This is a genomic window from Bradyrhizobium sp. URHC0002 (assembly GCF_054059515.1).
This window is the reverse complement of sequence record NZ_JBSSCF010000001.1, coordinates 5386968-5404829: the sequence shown is the minus strand read 5'-3', so window position 1 is coordinate 5404829 and position 17862 is coordinate 5386968. Positions and strand designations below refer to the sequence as shown.

Here is a 17862-nt window from a genome sequence, read left to right as displayed (position 1 = left end):
GGTTTTTCGTAACGATTTCATCGGGGATTCACGATGGACGCAAAATCCAGCAACAAGACTGCTACGCTCACGGTAGGTAACAAGACCTACGATTTCCCGATCCTCAGCGGCACGGTGGGGCCCGATGTCATCGACATCGCCAAGCTCTACGCCCAGGCCGGGATGTTCACCTACGACCCCGGCTTCACCTCGACCGGCAGCTGCCAGTCGAAGATCACCTATATCGACGGTGACGCCGGCATTCTGGAATACCGCGGCTACCCGATCGAACAGCTCGCCGAGAAGGGCGACTTCCTCGAGACCTGCTACCTGCTGCTTTACGGGGAACTTCCGACCCCGGCGCAGAAGAAAGATTTCGACTACCGCGTGATCCATCACACCATGGTTCACGAGCAGATGGCCCGCTTCTTCCAGGGTTTCCGCCGCGACGCCCATCCGATGGCGATCATGGTCGCCGCCGTCGGCGCGCTCGCCGCGTTCTATCACGATAGCACCGACATCAACGATCCGAAGCAGCGCATGATCGCTTCGATGCGCATGATCGCGAAGGTGCCGACGCTGGCCGCGATGGCCTTCAAATACACCGTCGGCCAGCCCTTCATGTATCCGAAGAACTCGCTCTCCTTTGCCGAGAACTTCCTGCACATGTGCTTTGCGGTGCCGTGCGAGGACTACAAGATCAATCCGGTGCTGGCTGACGCGCTCGACAAGATCTTCATCCTGCACGCCGACCACGAGCAGAACGCCTCGACCTCGACGGTGCGTATCGCCGGCTCTTCCGGCGCCAACCCGTTCGCCTGTATCGCCGCCGGCATCGCCTGCCTGTGGGGCCCGGCGCATGGCGGCGCCAACGAAGCCGCGCTTGCGATGCTCGCCGAGATCGGTTCGGTCGACAACATTCCCGAGTTCATCGCCAAGGTGAAGGACAAGAACTCAGAAGTCCGCCTGATGGGCTTTGGCCACCGCGTCTACAAGAACTACGATCCGCGCGCCAAGATCATGCAGAAGATGTGTCACGCCGTGCTGGCCGAGACCGGCCATGGCGACGACCCGATGCTGAAGGTCGCGCTCGAATTGGAAAAGATCGCGCTCTCCGACCAGTACTTCATCGACCGCAAGCTCTACCCGAACGTCGACTTCTATTCGGGCATCACGCTGAAGGCGATGGGCTTCCCGACCTCGATGTTCACCGTGCTGTTCGCGGTCGCCCGCACCGTCGGCTGGATCAGCCAGTGGAGCGAGATGATCGAGGATCCGCAGCAGAAGATCGGCCGCCCGCGCCAGCTCTACACCGGCGTCGCCCGCCGCGATTACGTCGCGATGGACAAGCGGAAGTAAGTCCCGGCCTCAAGGCCTTGGAAGCGGCGTCATCGCAAGATGGCGCCGCTTTCGTTTGAGGGAACCGAGACCGCACGCGACGCGGCCGATCATTCGGGAATTCCCGCGAGCCGTAGCCCCTCAACGAGACGAGCGACATCCTCCTGTCGGCGGAATGGTGCGAGTTCGCCTACGCCCGACAGTCGAAATGTTGGATCAAGGCTGAGGATTCTGCGAGCTACAGATCCGGCTTGATCGAGCTTGCCTTGGAGGGCCAGGGAACAAGCAAGAAGACGCAGCGTACCCAAATGGCCATTTGTAAGCTGCACCGCCTCGCTTGCGAGCCGCTCCGCCGTCTCGAACCGGCCCAGGAAGAAATTCGCGGTGCCGACCATTGAAATCATGATCCGCCGGTTGGGATCGCGCGGACTGAGCCGCAGGGCCCGATTCTGATGTTCGACCGCGACATCGTGGTGCCCCATGTAGAGTCTTACCCAACCACTGACGCTCCATGCGAACGCGGAATTCGGATTGAGCTCAACTGCCTGGTCTGCCAACGACGCCGCGGCATCCAGTTCACCGCCCAGAAAGCCCAGAACCAACGCACCCGCTGCAAGCGCGACCTCGTCATCACTTCCGAAGGTGACTGCAAGCCGGGCCAACCTCATGGCCTCGGCTGTTTCTTGCTGAGGATCGATCATCCAGTGAGGGTGCTTCTTTGCGTTTATGCAGAGAGCAGCGCGCGCATAGGCGCCACCATAATGAGGATCGAGCTCAATCGCCTTATATGCGAGGCGCAGCGCTTCCTCGTTTGCTTCCCGATCGCCATGCCGCCACACTGCGTTGGCCCGCAGGACGTAGTCATAGGCATCGAGCTTGTCCGTCGGCTTTCGTTGCGAGAGAAGAGCTTGCTCAAATTGGAGCCGCATATCCACGGTTACCGCGATGCGTTCGGTGACGCGATCCTGCAGCGCGAATATGTCGTCAAGCTCGCCGTCGAACTGGTCTGCCCACAAGTGGACGTTGGTTGCCGCTTCGATCAACTGTCCCGTAATGCGCACGCGGCGGCCTGCCTTGCGCACGCTGCCTTCGACCACATAGCGTACGCCCAGTTCGCGGCCGACCTGCTTGATGTCGACCGCCTTGCCCTTATAGGTGAAGCTCGAATTGCGGGCTATGACGAACAGCGACCTGAACCGCGACAATGCGGTGATGATGTTCTCCGACATCCCGTCAGCGAAATAATCCTGTTCCTGGTCGCCCGACATGTTTTGGAAGGGCAGCACCGCAATCGAGGGTTTATCGGGGAGCGCCAACGCCTGTTTCGGCGATTGAACGAGACCGTTGGCAGCTGCTTCATCGGCAGGATTCTCGGCTTCCTGCACGTGTCCGACGAAGCGGAATCCCTTCCGTGGCAACGTCTTGATCAGGCGTTGGCCCTCCCCGGAATCGCCGATTGCAGTCCGGACGGCGTTCAGGCGCGTCGTCAGCGCTGCATCCGACACGCTCCGCCCCTTCCAGATCGCGTTGATCAGGTCGTCCTTGCTGACGACGCGCTCCCTGTTGCGGATCAGGTAATCGAGGAGGTCGAAGACCTGTGGCGCAATGGAGACCACCTCCACCCCGCGACGCAATTCGCGCCGGTCGGTGTCGAATACAAAGTCCTGGAAGTGATAGCGCAAGACGCCAATCCCCTGGACAATCACCGGCTCCGTCTGGACGGTTCAGAGTATGCCGCCGATGAGAAAAATGTAAGCTGGATATCCGGGCGTCACCCTCTGGGGCCCGGCGCCCGCCCGAGGATGATATCCTGGGCGGGATTTTTGTTTGAGCGGGAGGCGCCATGCTTGCTGGAAACTGCCTGTGCGGAAGCGTGGCCCAAACTGTGAATCGAATTAAATTCACTAAACCGTAATTCCAACCTACTCGACGCGTGACACCCATCACGTACATGTCCGTACGCCCCGGTCATTCTCTTTCTCCTGAGCTGCATGGTGCAGCCACGCGGACCGGGACAACGGACATGAAAACCTCACGCATCGCTCTCTTCGCTTTCGCAGCTATCATCGGAAGCGGCTCGCTGGTCAGCTCAGCTCCGCAGGCGGCAGCTGGAAGTCTTGATTTTTTGAATCGGATGAATCCGCAGTACAAGAACTGCGTGGCCACGACACGCGCCAATATAGCTCCGCAGTATCGCGACACGCGCGCCGTTCATGATGGCATCATCGACAATTGCGCCCGGAGATTTCCTCCATTCGGCAAGTAACAGGAGCCTGCGTAGGCCCACCCATCCTACCCCCGCCGCGCCTGCCACATCGTCGCCAGCACGATATCGGCGGCACGCGCGCTGGGCAGCTGGTTGCCGGTCGAGAGGATCCCGTCGATCTTGCCGAACGCCTCCAATTGCCTTCGACGCAGGTCGCTGTCGCCGAGCACGTCGCGCAGCGCGGCTGCGAGCTTTTCCGGCGTGCAATCTTCCTGCAGGAATTCGGGGACGACGTTCTCGCCGATCACGAGATTGGCCAATATCACCGAGTTTACCTTGATGGCGCGGCGCAGGATCCAGGCCTCCACGGTGCCGGTCCGGTAGGCCGTCACCATCGGCACCCCGGCCAAAGCCAGTTCGAGCGTCACGGTGCCGGATTTGGCCAGCGCCGCGTGCGCGATCCGGAATTTGGCCCGCTTCTCCTGCTCGCCGATCACGACCTGGGGCTGCACCGGCCAGGTCTTCACCGCCTCCACGACCGCTTCCTGCAGATGCGGCATGGTCGGCAGCACCAGTTCGAACGCCACGCCCTGCTCCTGCAGCCGCGCCACCGCCTGGCCGAACACCGCCATGTGGTGGCGGATTTCGCTGCGCCGGCTTCCCGGCAGCACCAGCAACACCGGCGGCGATTCCGCCCGCCGCGCGGCTTCGTCGGCGTTCGGGCGCAGCGATGACAACTGCTCGGTCAGGGGATGGCCGACATAGCTGCAGGGCGGCCCATGCAGCCTGCGATAGGCCTCGGGCTCGAACGGCAGCAGCGCCAGCACGTGATCGACATATTTCAGCATCGCGCGCGCCCGCCCTGGCCGCCACGCCCAGACCGAGGGCGACACATAGTCGACGATCGGAATCCCGGGATTCTTGGCGCGAACGCGTTTGGCGACGCGGTGGGTGAAGTCCGGGCTGTCGATGATGACGAGAATATCCGGCGCCGCTTCCGTCACCGCGATCGCCGTTTCCTTGATCAGCCCGAGGATCTTCGGCAGATCCTTGACGACGGCGGCAAGCCCGATGATCGAGAGCTCCTCGATCGGAAACAACGACTCCAGGCCTTCGCGCGCCATCGCGCGGCCGCCGATGCCTTCGAACTGCACCGCGTCGCCAAGGCGCTGGCGCAGCACCTTCATCAAATTGGCGCCGAGGCGATCGCCGGACTCTTCCGTCGCGATCAGAAAAACCCTCCGCTCCATCCCGGCGGTGTCGCGAGACGGCGTCACGCTGATAAGCCCTGGATGAACAGGCCGGCGCTGTCAGCGGCCTCGATCATGGCTTGCGCCTCCGCGGCAATCGTATGGCCGGCGATCACGGCGATGCCGGCAAGCCCGGCCCGGGCTGCGCCCTCGATGGTTTTAGCGCCCACGGTCGGCAGGTCGAAGCGCAAATCCTGGCTGCTCTTGGGCGCCTTCACCAGCACGCCACGGCCGGATTTGGCGCGAATACGTCCCGCCTCGCGCAGCCGCGCCACGCGCGCCAACAGCCCGTCGGTGCCCTCGATGTCCTCGACCGCAACAACATGTCCGTCGATCACGACCACGGCCTGGCCAATGTCGAAGGGCCCAAGCGCGCCGAGCACCTCCCGCCCCTTGGCGATGTCAGCAGCGGCGGCAGAATCGGGCGTGGCGCGGGCAATGCTTCCCTCCGGCATCAGAATGTCGGGGGCGATATCCCTGATCCCGACCATCCGAAAGCCGTCCTGTTCGAGGATGCGGCCGATCCCCGACAACAGATGATCGTCACCGCCGCGAAACGCGGCCCAGACGCGGCCAAGGACGCGGATCGTTCCCCAGTCCAGCCGGATTTCCGACAGCGCCGGACGCAGCAGCGTACCGATGAAGATCAGGTCGCGGCAGCCCTCGCTGCGGAACAGTTTTGTGGCGCGGCCGAGTTGCCCGACGGAGATCCAGTGATGGCGGAAGCGCTCGACGCGATCAGGATCACAGGCGCCGCGGAGCGCGAACAGCACCGGCGCGATCCCCCGCCGGCTAAGCGACTCCGCCACCGCGAACGGCATGGCGCCGCCGCCTGCGATGACGCCGACGGGCGATGAAATGTCAGAAGCCGCTGAAATCATGGCTGCGGCGATCCCGTCATCACTACTTGTTGCCGTCGTCGGCGGGAAGGCAGAGCGCGCGATGCTTGCCTTGCGCGATGAAGCTGAGGATTTCGGCGATCGCCGGATCCTCTGCGGCGAGCGGCTGCACCGCATTCAGCCGCTCGGCAAAGATGCCGGGACCGTGAAACAGCTTTTGGTAGAACGCGCGCACCGTCGTCAGCCGTTCCTTGGTGAATTTGCGGCGCTTCATGCCGATGATGTTCAAACCTTCGAGGCTCGCATACTGACCGTTGGCAAGCCCGAATGGAATGATGTCGCCGCGCACGCCGCAGACGCCGCCGACCATCACCTGCGGTCCGATCCGCGTGAACTGGTGCACCGCCGACAGCCCGCCGATGAAGACGAAATCGCCGATCTCGCAGTGACCGCCGAGCGTGGCCGAGGTTGCAAAAATCGCGTCATTGCCGACCTGGCAATCATGCCCGACATGGCTGCAATTCATGAAGTAGCCGCGCTCGCCGACCCGCGTCACGCCGCCGCCGGCAACCGTACCGGCGTTCATGGTGGTGGATTCGCGGATGGTACAGCCCGCACCGATCTCGAGCCGGGTCAGTTCGCCCTTGTAAGTCAGCGATTGCGGCGGGGTACCGAGCGAGACGAACGGATAGATCGTGCAACCGGCCCCGATCGTGGTCTGCGCGGTAACGTGCACATGCGCGATCAGTTTGCAGTTCTCGCCGATAACGACGTTGGGCCCGATGATGCAATAGGGACCGATTGTCGTCCCCTCGCCGATCACAGCGCCATCCTCAACCCGCGCGGTTGGATCGATCGTACCCATCAAGCAGCCCAGCCCATCGATTGGACGCGAATATCACGCGTTTTCGGGTGGTTAGCGCGACGTATCAACGCTGTCCAGTGACGTATGGTTACGCCGTGTGTCGGCGCGTCCGGCTGCAAATCCTCCCGACGGCGGCCTGATTCCGCTGCTCAAGATCGAGATAAGACCGTTGCTAGATCATACTGCCGGGCAGGAAGCAGCGGATCGAAATCCCGGTTGCCCCTTTTACAGGCCAGACCATGGTCCGGCCGGCGCGATTTGGCACGGTAATGACGGCATCGTCGGGCACGTCGATCCACTGGCCGTCGAGCCGAACGCGATAATGACCGTCCTTCGAGTCCCAATCGACGTCGGAAACGACGGAGCCGTCGGCATCCGAGCAGCATAGCCCCTTCGCGCTTCTGAGGCTGTCGAACCAGGACTTGAGTGGGGAGTTGGCGTAGCGGCCATCATCACGGGCCGTCGCACTTCCGGCGAAAACAGCGGCTGAGGCGATCAGCGCGCCGGCGGCTCTGAGAAATTTCATGCGGCCCGTCTCCGCAACACCCTCTTCCACCGGAACTACAAACCTGTGGGCGGGTCGAAGTTCCTTCGTGGCAAAACCAAATCTGGAGCTGCGGTCAGAACCGCAGCTCTAGATTCTTGTTTTGACGCGTTTTCTACCGCAGATAAGTCTACGCAATCTGCGCAAGCTTGATTGCTGCGCGAACCGGTGCCGACTTCGCTCGAAAACGCTATGGCTAGCTGCCCGCCAGTGCGATCCATTCGCCAGGCTGCACGCGCGCGACAAGGACGGCCGGGCCCGAGTCGCTGGTCTTGTAGACGAGCGCCTCGCCTTCGCGGATATCGGCAAATTCCTTGCCGAAGGCGTCGGCGACGTTGGTCTTGTGCGTCACCGCCAGATTATTGAGCCCGGCCTTGGGAGGCGCGTTCACCAGATCGCGCACGCCACGGCCGGCCTTGGCGCTCTTGCCGTCCGGGTTGGCCATCGCGGACGAACTGCCCGCGCCGCTGTCGGTCAATGCGTCCACGGGAGAGACGTCCTTCCCGCCAAGCAGCTTGCCGGTCTCGACGGCCCGATTGAGCTGGCTCGCATAGACTTCGCCCATCGGCACACCCAATTTCTTGAGCGCAGCCCCAATCTCCCGCGCCATCTCGCGGCCTTTTTCGCTCAGCTGCCGCTGCGCGGTCATGTCGTCGAATTTGAAGGGGTAGACATCCTTCTGGCTGTCGTCGGTGGCGCCGTGTCGAAACACGAGGACGTAGCCACCGTCCTTGAAAGACGATACGAGCCCTTCCAGATCAGCCGCGTAACTTGGCGGCGACATCAGCAGAAAAATGACCAAACACGAAATGACGGGCGCAAGCTTGTTCACGGACGCCTCCGTTAAAAACGGCGAGGACCCGAACCGGATTTAATCTGCAAATTTCTTCAATCGACCTCGGCGTGGGTTCCACTACCAGCGATTGAACAAAGATATCAGGAAGACGTCGGTTGTATGGCGGATAAATACAATCCGACTTAATCCGTCAGCATCGCACCGACGTCGGCCTCCGCGACCACGCTGCCATTCACCTTGGCGTCGCCGTGAAACCACCACATCGCCTTGCGGCGGCCGATCGAGCGCATGTGATACTCGATGGTGTCGCCGGGCATCACCGGCTTGCGGAACTTGCACTTGTCGATGGTGAGGAAATAAACCGCGCGCGGCTTCTCGGTGCCCTCGACCGATTTGATGCCGATGACGCCGGCGGTCTGCGCCATGGCCTCGATCATCATCACGCCGGGATAGACCGGACGGTCCGGAAAATGGCCGAGAAACGGCGGCTCGTTGAAAGTGACGTTCTTGATGCCGATGCCTGAGTAATCGGTCCGGATCTTGATCACCCGGTCGATCAGCAGCATCGGATAACGGTGCGGGAGCGTCTTGAGGATCTCGTTGATATCCACGAGCTCGAATCTGACCGCGGCCTCCTCCATCACTCCCGTCCCTCGTCCTTCGGAGCGGCCGTGCCGCCCTGCACCAGTCGCTCCACTGCAATAATCTCCTTGAACCACTGCCTGGTCGGCTTTGCAAAGAAACCGCCCCAGCGGCCGTTGGGCGGGATGTCATCCTTGACCCCGCTCATCGCCGTAACCTGGGCGCCGTCGCCGATCTTGAGGTGGTTGTTGATACCCACCTTGGCGCCCAGCGCGACGTTGTCCCCGATCGTCAGGCTGCCCGCGAGTCCGATCTGGGCCGCGAGCAGGCAGTGCCTGCCGACGGTCACATTGTGGCCGATCTGGACCTGATTGTCGATTTTGGTGCCCTCACCGATCACCGTATCGCGCAAGCTGCCGCGGTCGATGGTGGTTCCAGCGCCGATCTCGACATTGTTCTGGATCAGGACCCGGCCGGTCTGCGGCACCTTCAGATGGCCCTCGGGGCCGAAGAAGATGAAGCCATAGCCGTCCTGCCCGATGCTGCACGCAGGATGAATCAGGACATTGTTGCCGATCAGGGAGAACTGGATCGCGGTGCGGGCGCCGACATTGCAGTCGCGGCCGATCTTGACGTCGGCGCCGATCACCGCGCCCGCACCGATCACGGTGCCGGCGCCGATCTCGACCCTGGGGCCGATCACCGCGAGCGGATCGACGATGACGCCATCCTCCAGATGGGCGGACGGATCAATGATGGCCGATGGCGCGATGCCATCATTGTCGAACCAGGATTGCGGACGAAGCGCATCGGCGTGCCATTCGCGCGACAGCTTTACGAAGGCGCGGAACGGCTGGGTGGCCCGCAGCACCGCCACATGGGCGGGCACCTGGGCCTCGAACCGCGGGCTGACCAGGCAGGCGCCGGCCTTGGTCGCCTTGAGCTGATCGGCGTATTTGAGGTTGTCGAAAAACGTCAGATGCATCGGACCGGCTTCGTCGAGCGAAGCGAGACCCCTGATCACCTGACCGCCCTTTGCGGGGTCGACCAATACCGCTCCCGTCAACGCGGCCAGTTCGGCCAGCGTCGAGGAAGGTGGTCGCTTGAAGAATATCGGCTGCGCCATTCCACCCGTCGTAGTCCGGCCGGCCTTCACACCGGAGCGCCGGCTCCGACCAAACGGAGCCGAACTCTCCTCTTATTCCCAGGTGTTCTCGTCACGCGGACCTGACGTCCGTTCGCTTCAAGCCACCTTAGAACGATGTGCCACCGCCAAACTTGAATTGCTGCACGCGGTCAAACTGACCTTTCGTAAGCGGAACCGCATAGTCGAAGCGCAGCGGACCGAACGGCGAAGCCCAGATGATGCCTACACCCACCGAGGTGCGTACCACGTTGCCGTCGTCATACTGCAATCCCAAACAGGTTCCGGGAGCGGCCGACGTCGTTGCCGTGAGCTGGGTCGGCTTGATGCAACCGGGCACGTTGACCTCGCCCGTCTGCGCCCACGCCGTCGGACCCTTGTAGTCGAACAGTCCGCCGGCGTCGGCATAGACCGAGCCCTTAAGTCCGACTTCCTTCGGCAGGAACCAGAACGGCATCTGCAATTCGAACGAAGCGCCCCAGTACTTGGTGCCGCCGAGCGCGTCACGCGTGCCGTATGGGTTGATATCGCGCGGACCAATGCCGTTCGGGGCAAAACCGCGAACGAGGTTCGGACCCATCTGGAAGTGATCGAGCATGCGCAGCTCGCTGCCGCCGAACTGGTTCAGCATGCCGCCCTGGAGATGGATCAGGCCGACGATATCGGAGACCAGCGGGGTGTAGTACTTCGCATCGATCGCCGACTTGATGTACTTCACGTCACCGCCGACACCGGCGAAATCCTGCTTCCAGTCGACCAGCAAGCCGTCGGTCGGGTTCTTGTTGTTGTCCAGCGTGTTGTAGTTCAGCGAGTAACCGACCGACGAGGTCAGCGTCTTGCCGCTCTGCAGTTCCTTGCGGACCGGCAGCGAAGCTTCGCCATCGCTGTAGCACCACAGGCCGATGCCGGAGGTGTCGGTGGCGGTCTGGCCGCCCGACGTGATCGATCCGCCCGCGGGAGCGCCGACCAGATTCGCAAATGCCGGGCTCGGATTGAACGCAAGCAACGAGTTCGACGAATTATTGTTACAGTTCGCGAGCTGGTTCGGCAGCGAGATTTGCTGCTGATAGATCGAGTAGCGCAACTGAAGCGCGAGATCTTCCCGCAGCGTAAAGCCGAGCCGCGGGCTGAAGCCCAGCGTCTTGGTGCCGTAGGCGATGTAGCTGTTGGCCAACTGCTCGCGATAGAACAGGTCGAGGCCGAGCGCGACGCGATAGTCGAACAGGTAGGGGTCGACGAACGACAGCGAACCGCCGCGCGCGTACTGACCGTAGGTCACGGCCGCCTTCGCATAGAGGCCACGGCCGAGGAAGTTGCGCTCGGCAATGCTGACTTCAGCCAGCGCACCGTCGGTGGTCGAATAGCCGCCCGACACCGAGAAGTCGCCGGTCGACTTCTCTTCGAGATCGACGATCAGAATCACGCGGTCGGTCGACGAGCCGGGCTCGGTCAGGATCTTCACGGTCTTGAAGAAGTCGAGGTTCTTCAGCCGGCGCTCGGCACGATCGACCAGGGCGCGGTTGTAGGCGTCGCCTTCGGACAGGTCGAACTCGCGGCGAATCACGTAGTCGCGAGTACGGGTGTTGCCGCGGACGTTGATGCGCTCGATATAGGTTCGCGGGCCCTCATCGACGGCGAACACGATCGAAACGGTGTGCGCTTCGAAATTGCGATCGCCGCGCGGGCGCACCACGGCGAAGGCATAGCCGCGCCGCGAGGCCTCGATCTGCATTTCCTCGACGGATTTCTCAAGCGCCTCGGCATTGTAGACCGAGCCGACGCTGACGCGCGAGTAGCTGCGCATCGAGGCGGCATCGAGGGTTGCGATGGAGGTCTGGAAGTCGACGGAGGCGACGCGATATTGCTGCCCCTCCTCGATCTTGAAGGTGACGGAGAAACCCTTTTTGTCGGGGTCATATTCGGTCAGCGCGGCGATCACCTGCACGTCGGCGTAACCGTTCTTGAGGTAGAAGCGGCGAATCAGGTCGCGATCGGCTTCGACCCGGTCGGGATCGTAGACGTCGGCGCCGCCAAGGAAGCTCAGAAGGTTGGATTCGCGCGTCTTGATGATGTCCTTCAGGCGATAGGACGAATAGGCGACGTTGCCGACGAACTCGATCGACCTGACGCCGGTCTTGCTGCCCTCGGTGACCGTGAAGATGAGGTCGACGCGGTTGTTCGGCTGCTCGATGATTTCAGGCGTCACACGCACGTCATAGCGGCCGGAGCGCCGGTAGATTTCGGCGATGCGCTGGGCGTCCGACTGAACCATCGGGCGCGAGAATGTGCCCCGCGGCTTGGACTGGATTTCAGCCGAAAGCTGCTCGTCCTTGACCTTCTTGTTGCCTTCGAACGCGATGCGCCCGATCACGGCGTTTTCGACCACGGTCACGACCAGCCGGCCGCCCACCTGGTTGATTCGCACGTCCTGGAACAGGCCGGTCTCGATCAGCGCCTTGAGGCCGTCGTCGATCTGAGCTTGCCCAAGCCGGCCGCCGGGGCCTGGCTTGAAATAGGAACGGATGGTCTCGATCTCGACACGCCGGTTCCCCTCAACGGCGATCGACGCCACGGTCTGGGCCACAGCCGGTACAGACACCAGCGCGCCCGCCATTGGCACGGAAACCATGATCAGAGCGCCCAGTAGAGCCCCCCGCACTCGCATTCCAAACATCATGCGCAACGCGCCCTCGTCATTCCAATGCCGGCCCGTACCCCTACGAACCGGCAGATTCCCAAAGTTGCACTGCTTGTAACTAATTTCGAGGGGGCGGCAAACCAGACATCGGGGTGCGATTCCATTTTCATTCCAAGACGTTGCCAATGGGCAACGTCACAAAAAAGCCGCTACTACGATCTTCCGAACAGCCCCTTCAGCCACGGGACCTGATGGAAATCGTTGTAAAAGGCGAACACCATCAACATCAGAACCAGAACCAGCCCCACGCGGAACCCGTATTCCTGGGACTTTTCTGACAAGGGACGCCCCCGCAGCACCTCGGCCGTGTAGAACAAAAGGTGGCCGCCATCGAGCAGGGGCACCGGGAACAAATTCAGCAGTCCGATTGAAATGGACAGCACTGCCGCCAGATGAAGCAGCGGAATCAGTCCCAGCGTGGCGACCTGCCCCGAAATCTGGGCGATTCGAATCGGCCCGCCGATCTGGTCCGCGCTCGCCCGCCCGGTGAAGATGTTGCCGATATAGGAGAGCGTCTGGTCGATAACGAACCAGGTTTCCTTGATTCCCAGCCAAAGCGCGCTTGCCGGATCGACCTTCTCGGTGGTCACTTCGCCGGGTGAGGTTGCACGGGTGATGCCGAGAATCCCGAGCCGCTGCGTGTTCCCGAACGGATCCTTCACTTCGCGCAGTTCCGGCGTGCCCTTCAATTGCAGCGTGGAATCACCGCGCTTGACGGTGAAGGTCAGGGTATCGCCGGCGCGCACGCTGACGAATCGCTGCATGTCGGAGAAGCTGGCGATCTTCTTGCCGTCGATCGCGGTAACGACGTCGCCGACCTGAAAGCCTGCCCGCTCGGCGGCGCTGCTGGTTTCGATCTTGTCGACGCGCGCCGTCGTACTCGGCTTGCCGAAGAAGGTGAAGAGACAGGTGAAGATGACGATCGCCAGAATGAAATTCGCGATCGGACCGGCGGCAACGATGGCCGCGCGCGCGCCGACTTTCTTGTGATGGAAGCTGCCCGCCCGCTCCTCGTCGGTCATGCCGGCGAGCGCTTCGGCCGAGGCAGGCGTCGAGGCTTCCGATTCGTCGCCGAAGAACTTCACATAGCCGCCGAGCGGGATCGCGGAGATTTTCCAGCGCGTGCCATGGCGGTCGTTGAAGCCGACGAGTTCCGGCCCGAACCCGAGCGAGAACGTCAACACCTTCACGCCCGCCCACCGGGCGACCAGGAAGTGGCCGAGTTCATGGAAGAACACGACGATGGTCAGGACGAACAAGAAGGGAATGATGTAGCCGATGAGCCCATGGCCCAACGTGTTGAAACTATTTAGAAAAAACTCTGACATCAGATGTCCCTCGACAAGAGCCAAAGGCTCCGTAACGCTCTAGGATGCCTTTAAGGCAATTTGAGGCAATAGGGCGGCAGCTCTATTTCGCGCGGCATGGTCAACGGCAATCGCGTCGTCGGCCGAACTCAAAGGCGCAAGATTCCCGGCGCGAATCCAGTCGTTCATGGTGGCTTCGACAAGGCGCGCGATCGACCCGAACTTGATCTTTCCGGCAATGAACGCCGCCACCGCCACCTCATTGGCAGCGTTGAATACCGTGGTCGCACCACGACCGGTACGTAACGCCTCATAGGCCAGCCGCAAGCCCGGGAACCGCTCGAAATCCGGCGCCTCGAAGGTAAGCTGTCCGATTTTTGCAAGATCCAACCGGGCCGAGGGGCCGACGATTCGGTCGGGCCATCCAAGGCAATGCGCAATCGGGATTCGCATGTCGGGTGCGCCGAGCTGCGCAACCACGGAGCGATCGGAGAATTCGACCATGCCGTGGATGATCGACTGCGGATGCACGAGAACGTCGATTTCCTCGGCGCTCAGCGCGAAGAGATAGGAGGCCTCGATGACTTCGAGGCCCTTGTTCATCATCGAAGCCGAATCGATGGTGATCTTCTGGCCCATGCTCCAGTTCGGATGCTTCAAGGCCTGCTCCAGCGTCGCCCGCTCGATGTCGGCCGGGGCCCAGGTGCGGAACGGGCCGCCCGAGGCGGTGATGATCACGCGCACCAGTTCCTCGCGGTTGCCGGAGGCAAGCGCCTGAAACAACGCATTGTGTTCGGAATCCGCCGGCAGGATGCAGGCGCCGGCTTTCGCCGCGCGCTGCATGAAGAAATCGCCGGCACAAACCAGGCATTCCTTGTTGGCGAGCGCCACCGTCGCGCCGCGGTCGACTGCGGCCAATGCCGGCTTCAATCCGGCCGCGCCGCTCACGGCCGCCATCACCCAGTCGGCGGGACGTGCCGCGGCCTCGATGATGGCGCTTTCGCCGGCGCCGCATTCGATGTCCGTGCCGGACAGGGCGTTCTTCAGTTCGCCGAGCCGCGCCGGGTCGGCGATTCCAGCGAATCGTGCGCCGAATTCCTTGGCGAGTTTGGCCAGCGCTTCGACATTGGAATTCGCGGTCAGCGCCTCGACGGAGTAGCGGTCGGGCGCGCCGCGCAGCAAATCCAGGGTGCTGTCGCCGATCGAACCTGTGGCGCCCAGCACCGTTACGGTGCGCGCGTCCGCTACCGGGACCTTGTTGTTACGCAATGGAACTGCGCTCATCAAATCACCAAACCATAAGACCGCGGCCGACGCCATCGGCGCCACCCCGCAGAAAGCCGAAAAGGGCCGCCACGACGACGGCTGCGACAAATCCGTCCAGACGATCCATTAGCCCGCCATGGCCGGGAATGATGTGACTTGAGTCCTTTACGCCAAAACGCCGCTTCACGGCTGATTCGAAGAGGTCGCCGAGCTGGGAGACGACCGAAAGAGCCCCGGAAACCATCAATAACGGCCCGATTTTTCCCAGACCGAACGCGGCAAATCCGCACGCCACGGCGAGGCTTGCGGCCAACCCGCCGGCGGCGCCCGCCCAGGTCTTTTTCGGGCTGACGCGCGGCCATAGCTTCGGCCCGCCAATGCCACGGCCCGCGAAATAGCCGCCGCTATCGGTCACCCATACGATCAGCAGCACGAACATCAGCGCGGCGAAGCCCTTGACGGGATCGAGACGTACCAGCACCGAGGCGATCTGGGCCGCCGCCGCGTACAAAAATCCTGCCCCTGCCCAGCTTCGCCGCTCCGGCGCGATCGACGCCACCGCAACGAAACCAACCGTCAGCACGATCAGCGCGGCATCGAGCCGGCCAATCGCAAAACAAAGCCCGGCGATCGCAAGCGCGGCCACACCCGGCACCGTCACGCGCGTAGCGCCGGCCAAACCCACGATCGCGAGCCATTCCACGAACAGGCCGATGGCAGCCAGCGTCACCAGCACGGTCCACAGCCAGCCGCCCGCATAGGCGATCGCGACCGCAAGCGGGATCAGCACGGCGGCGACGGCGATGCGCATGACGAGATTGCGCGAGTCAGATTCGCGAATTCGCGAATCGGTGCTCGCCGCCGCCGGCGCGGCCTTGTCCTCGGTCACGACCCGGTTTTCGCGGCCAGACCGCCGAAACGGCGTTCCCGTCTGGCATATTCGGCAATGGCGCTTTCCAGCGCGGCCTTGTCGAAATCCGGCCAGTGGATCGGCACGAACACGAGTTCGCTGTAGGCGGCCTGCCACATCAGGAAGTTCGACAGCCGCTGCTCGCCGCTGGTGCGGATGATCAGGTCGGGATCGGGAATGTCGGGCGCATCGAGATAGCGGCCGAGCGCATCGGCATCGATCGATGCCGGATCGCGCTTGCCCTCCGCCACTTCGCGCGCCAGCTTTTGTGCAGCGTTCGCGATTTCCTGGCGCGAACCGTAATTGAATGCGACCACCAGATTGAGCTTGGTGTTTGCCCTGGTCAGTTCCTCGGCTTCGTTCAAGAGCGTGCAGATATCGGGCTCCAGCCCTTCCCGCTCTCCGATCACGCGCACGCGCACGCCGTCGCGATGCAGCGTCGCCAGGTCGTTGCGGATGAAGCGGCGGAGCAGTCCGAAGAGATCGCCGATTTCGGTCGCCGGCCGCGACCAGTTCTCGGAACTGAACGAAAAGATCGTCAGATAGAGCACGCCGAGTTCATGGGCGGCGCGAACGACACGACGCAGCGCCTCGACGCCGCGGCGATGGCCTTCGGCACGCGGCAAGCCGCGCGCTGCCGCCCAGCGCCCGTTTCCGTCCATGATGATCGCCACATGCAACGGGACGGATCGATCCGGTCCTTCCGGTGCGGGGGCGGCGGCGTTGGGCATTATCTGAATTCCAGGACCAATCTCGATTCTTGGACGTTGCCGTCAAACGGTGAGGATTTCCTTTTCCTTCGCCGCAAGCAACTGATCGATTTCCGCAATCGTTCCGTCGGTCGCCTTCTGCACATCATTGGCAAGGCGCTCCTGATCGTCTTCGGAAATCTCGTGATTCTTCTCGAGCTTCTTGACGATATCCAGTCCGTCGCGACGGACATGGCGGACCGCCACCTTGGCGGCTTCGGCGTATTTGTGCGCGACCTTCACCAGTTCCTTGCGCCGCTCCTCGTTGAGCTCGGGAATCCGTAAGCGCAGCACCTGCCCTTCGGTCGCGGGCGAAAGGCCAAGGTTCGAATCGACGATCGCCTTTTCGACGGCCTTCACCATCGACTTGTCCCACACCTGGACGGAGAGCAGGCGCGGCTCGGGCACGCTGACGGTGGCAAGCTGGTTGAGCGGCATATGCGAGCCATAGGCCTCGACCTGCACCGGCTCCAGCATGGACGCCGCCGCGCGACCGGTGCGCAAGCCGCCCAGTTCGTGCTTGAGCGACTGGGTGGCGCCTTGCATGCGGCGCTTCAATTCGTTGATGTCAAAACCGGGCGTGGCCATAACGCTCTTCCCTCCTTAGAAACCAGCCGCCGGCGTCTTAAAGCCCGCGGTTCGAAGCAGCACTGGCCATTTCAGCCGGCAACCACCGTGCCGTGGCCGGTCCCGCGCAAGATCGCGCCGATCGAACCCGGCGAGGCGATCGAGAATACGATGATAGGCAGTGACGTCTCGCGGGCAAGCGCGAATGCGGTCGCATCCATCACCTTATAGTCGCCGGCAATCGCCTGCGAATGCGTCAGGCGGTCAAAACGCTTGGCCGACGGGTCCTTTTTGGGGTCGGCATTGTAAACGCCGTCGACATTGGTGGCCTTCAGGACGGCCTGCGCCCCGATTTCGGCCGCCCGCAGCACCGCCGTGGTGTCGGTGGTGAAGAACGGATTGCCGGTTCCACCGCCGAGCAGCACGATTCGGCCCTCGGCGAGGTATTTGTGCGCTGCACTGCGGGTGAACAGTTCGGAAATCTCGGGCATCACGAACGCCGACAGGGTTCGCGCCGGCGTCCCCTTGCGCTCGATGGCAGCTTCCAGCGCCAGGCAGTTCATCATGGTGGCGAGCATGCCCATGGTGTCGCCGGTCGGGCGCGACACCCCACGCGAGGAGACTTCGACGCCGCGAACGATATTGCCGCCGCCGATCACGACGGCCACCTCGACGCCGAGCTTCTTGGCCGCGATCAGGTCGTCGGCGATACGGTCAACGGTGGTCTGGTCGATACCGAAGGAGTTGCTGCCGGCAAGATACTCGCCCGAGAGCTTGATCACGACGCGACGATAGACCGGCTCAGCCATTGCTTATCGCTTC

The 17862-nt window shown here is 62.6% G+C and carries 17 protein-coding genes; 2 read left to right on the top strand and 15 right to left on the bottom strand.

The genetic code is table 11. The features are described from left to right. The first annotated feature begins 33 nt into the window (after nucleotides 1-33). Nucleotides 34-1338 carry a citrate synthase gene (gene gltA / locus ACVWVY_RS26355; protein ID WP_456629098.1) on the top strand — a complete coding sequence of 435 codons (1305 nt, stop codon included), beginning with the start codon at nucleotides 34-36 and terminating at the stop codon, nucleotides 1336-1338. A gap of 89 nt (nucleotides 1339-1427) precedes the next feature. Here gltA and ACVWVY_RS26350 read toward each other — a convergent pair whose 3' ends face one another. Then, nucleotides 1428-2999, bottom strand: a complete 1572-nt coding sequence (locus ACVWVY_RS26350) for a winged helix-turn-helix domain-containing tetratricopeptide repeat protein (RefSeq protein ID WP_456629097.1) — start codon at nucleotides 2997-2999, stop codon at nucleotides 1428-1430. Between the two features lie 341 nt (nucleotides 3000-3340). On the opposite strand from ACVWVY_RS26350, the gene ACVWVY_RS26345 reads away from it, so the two are divergent. Continuing rightward, complete coding sequence (locus ACVWVY_RS26345; RefSeq protein WP_456629096.1) at nucleotides 3341-3583, top strand: hypothetical protein; 243 nt, start codon at nucleotides 3341-3343, stop codon at nucleotides 3581-3583. Between the two features lie 26 nt (nucleotides 3584-3609). Here the strand turns inward: ACVWVY_RS26345 and lpxB are convergent, their stop codons facing one another. From lpxB to pyrH, 14 genes are all read right to left on the bottom strand, one after another. Beyond that, on the bottom strand, nucleotides 3610-4773 hold the full coding sequence (lpxB, locus tag ACVWVY_RS26340) for a lipid-A-disaccharide synthase (RefSeq protein WP_456632312.1): 1164 nt from the start codon (nucleotides 4771-4773) through the stop codon (nucleotides 3610-3612). A gap of 23 nt (nucleotides 4774-4796) precedes the next feature. After that, the gene (locus ACVWVY_RS26335) at nucleotides 4797-5654 is read right to left on the bottom strand and encodes an LpxI family protein (protein WP_456629095.1); all 858 of its coding nucleotides are present in this window, start codon (nucleotides 5652-5654) and stop codon (nucleotides 4797-4799) included. A gap of 22 nt (nucleotides 5655-5676) precedes the next feature. After that, on the bottom strand, nucleotides 5677-6477 hold the full coding sequence (gene lpxA / locus ACVWVY_RS26330; protein ID WP_456629094.1) for an acyl-ACP--UDP-N-acetylglucosamine O-acyltransferase: 801 nt from the start codon (nucleotides 6475-6477) through the stop codon (nucleotides 5677-5679). Between the two features lie 172 nt (nucleotides 6478-6649). After that, nucleotides 6650-7003: a hypothetical protein gene (locus tag ACVWVY_RS26325; protein ID WP_456629093.1), complete on the bottom strand. Its 354-nt coding sequence runs from the start codon at nucleotides 7001-7003 to the stop codon at nucleotides 6650-6652. Between the two features lie 214 nt (nucleotides 7004-7217). After that, nucleotides 7218-7853, bottom strand: a complete 636-nt coding sequence (locus ACVWVY_RS26320) for a histidine phosphatase family protein (protein WP_456629092.1) — start codon at nucleotides 7851-7853, stop codon at nucleotides 7218-7220. A 146-nt stretch (nucleotides 7854-7999) separates the two neighbouring features. Next, nucleotides 8000-8458 (bottom strand): 3-hydroxyacyl-ACP dehydratase FabZ, encoded by a 459-nt coding sequence (gene fabZ, locus ACVWVY_RS26315; RefSeq protein ID WP_334481091.1) that lies wholly within the window; start codon nucleotides 8456-8458, stop codon nucleotides 8000-8002. Continuing rightward, complete coding sequence (gene lpxD, locus ACVWVY_RS26310; protein WP_456629091.1) at nucleotides 8458-9525, bottom strand: UDP-3-O-(3-hydroxymyristoyl)glucosamine N-acyltransferase; 1068 nt, start codon at nucleotides 9523-9525, stop codon at nucleotides 8458-8460. The genes fabZ and lpxD overlap by 1 nt, the downstream gene beginning before the upstream one ends. 127 nt (nucleotides 9526-9652) lie before the next feature. Next, nucleotides 9653-12220: an outer membrane protein assembly factor BamA gene (bamA, locus tag ACVWVY_RS26305; RefSeq protein WP_456629090.1), complete on the bottom strand. Its 2568-nt coding sequence runs from the start codon at nucleotides 12218-12220 to the stop codon at nucleotides 9653-9655. Between the two features lie 173 nt (nucleotides 12221-12393). Continuing rightward, nucleotides 12394-13569: an RIP metalloprotease RseP gene (gene rseP, locus ACVWVY_RS26300; RefSeq protein WP_456629089.1), complete on the bottom strand. Its 1176-nt coding sequence runs from the start codon at nucleotides 13567-13569 to the stop codon at nucleotides 12394-12396. Between the two features lie 39 nt (nucleotides 13570-13608). Next, a complete protein-coding gene (dxr, locus tag ACVWVY_RS26295) occupies nucleotides 13609-14832 on the bottom strand; it encodes a 1-deoxy-D-xylulose-5-phosphate reductoisomerase (RefSeq protein WP_456629088.1) in 1224 nt (407 codons plus the stop codon). Between the two features lie 4 nt (nucleotides 14833-14836). Continuing rightward, a complete protein-coding gene (locus tag ACVWVY_RS26290) occupies nucleotides 14837-15703 on the bottom strand; it encodes a phosphatidate cytidylyltransferase (RefSeq protein WP_456629087.1) in 867 nt (288 codons plus the stop codon). Beyond that, on the bottom strand, nucleotides 15700-16455 hold the full coding sequence (locus tag ACVWVY_RS26285; RefSeq protein WP_456629086.1) for an isoprenyl transferase: 756 nt from the start codon (nucleotides 16453-16455) through the stop codon (nucleotides 15700-15702). Before ACVWVY_RS26285 ends, ACVWVY_RS26290 begins: the two co-directional genes overlap by 4 nt. A 42-nt stretch (nucleotides 16456-16497) precedes the next feature. Further along, nucleotides 16498-17061 carry a ribosome recycling factor gene (gene frr / locus ACVWVY_RS26280; protein ID WP_456629085.1) on the bottom strand — a complete coding sequence of 188 codons (564 nt, stop codon included), beginning with the start codon at nucleotides 17059-17061 and terminating at the stop codon, nucleotides 16498-16500. A gap of 71 nt (nucleotides 17062-17132) precedes the next feature. Next, nucleotides 17133-17849, bottom strand: a complete 717-nt coding sequence (pyrH, locus tag ACVWVY_RS26275) for a UMP kinase (protein WP_456629084.1) — start codon at nucleotides 17847-17849, stop codon at nucleotides 17133-17135. Nucleotides 17850-17862: the final 13 nt, after the last annotated feature.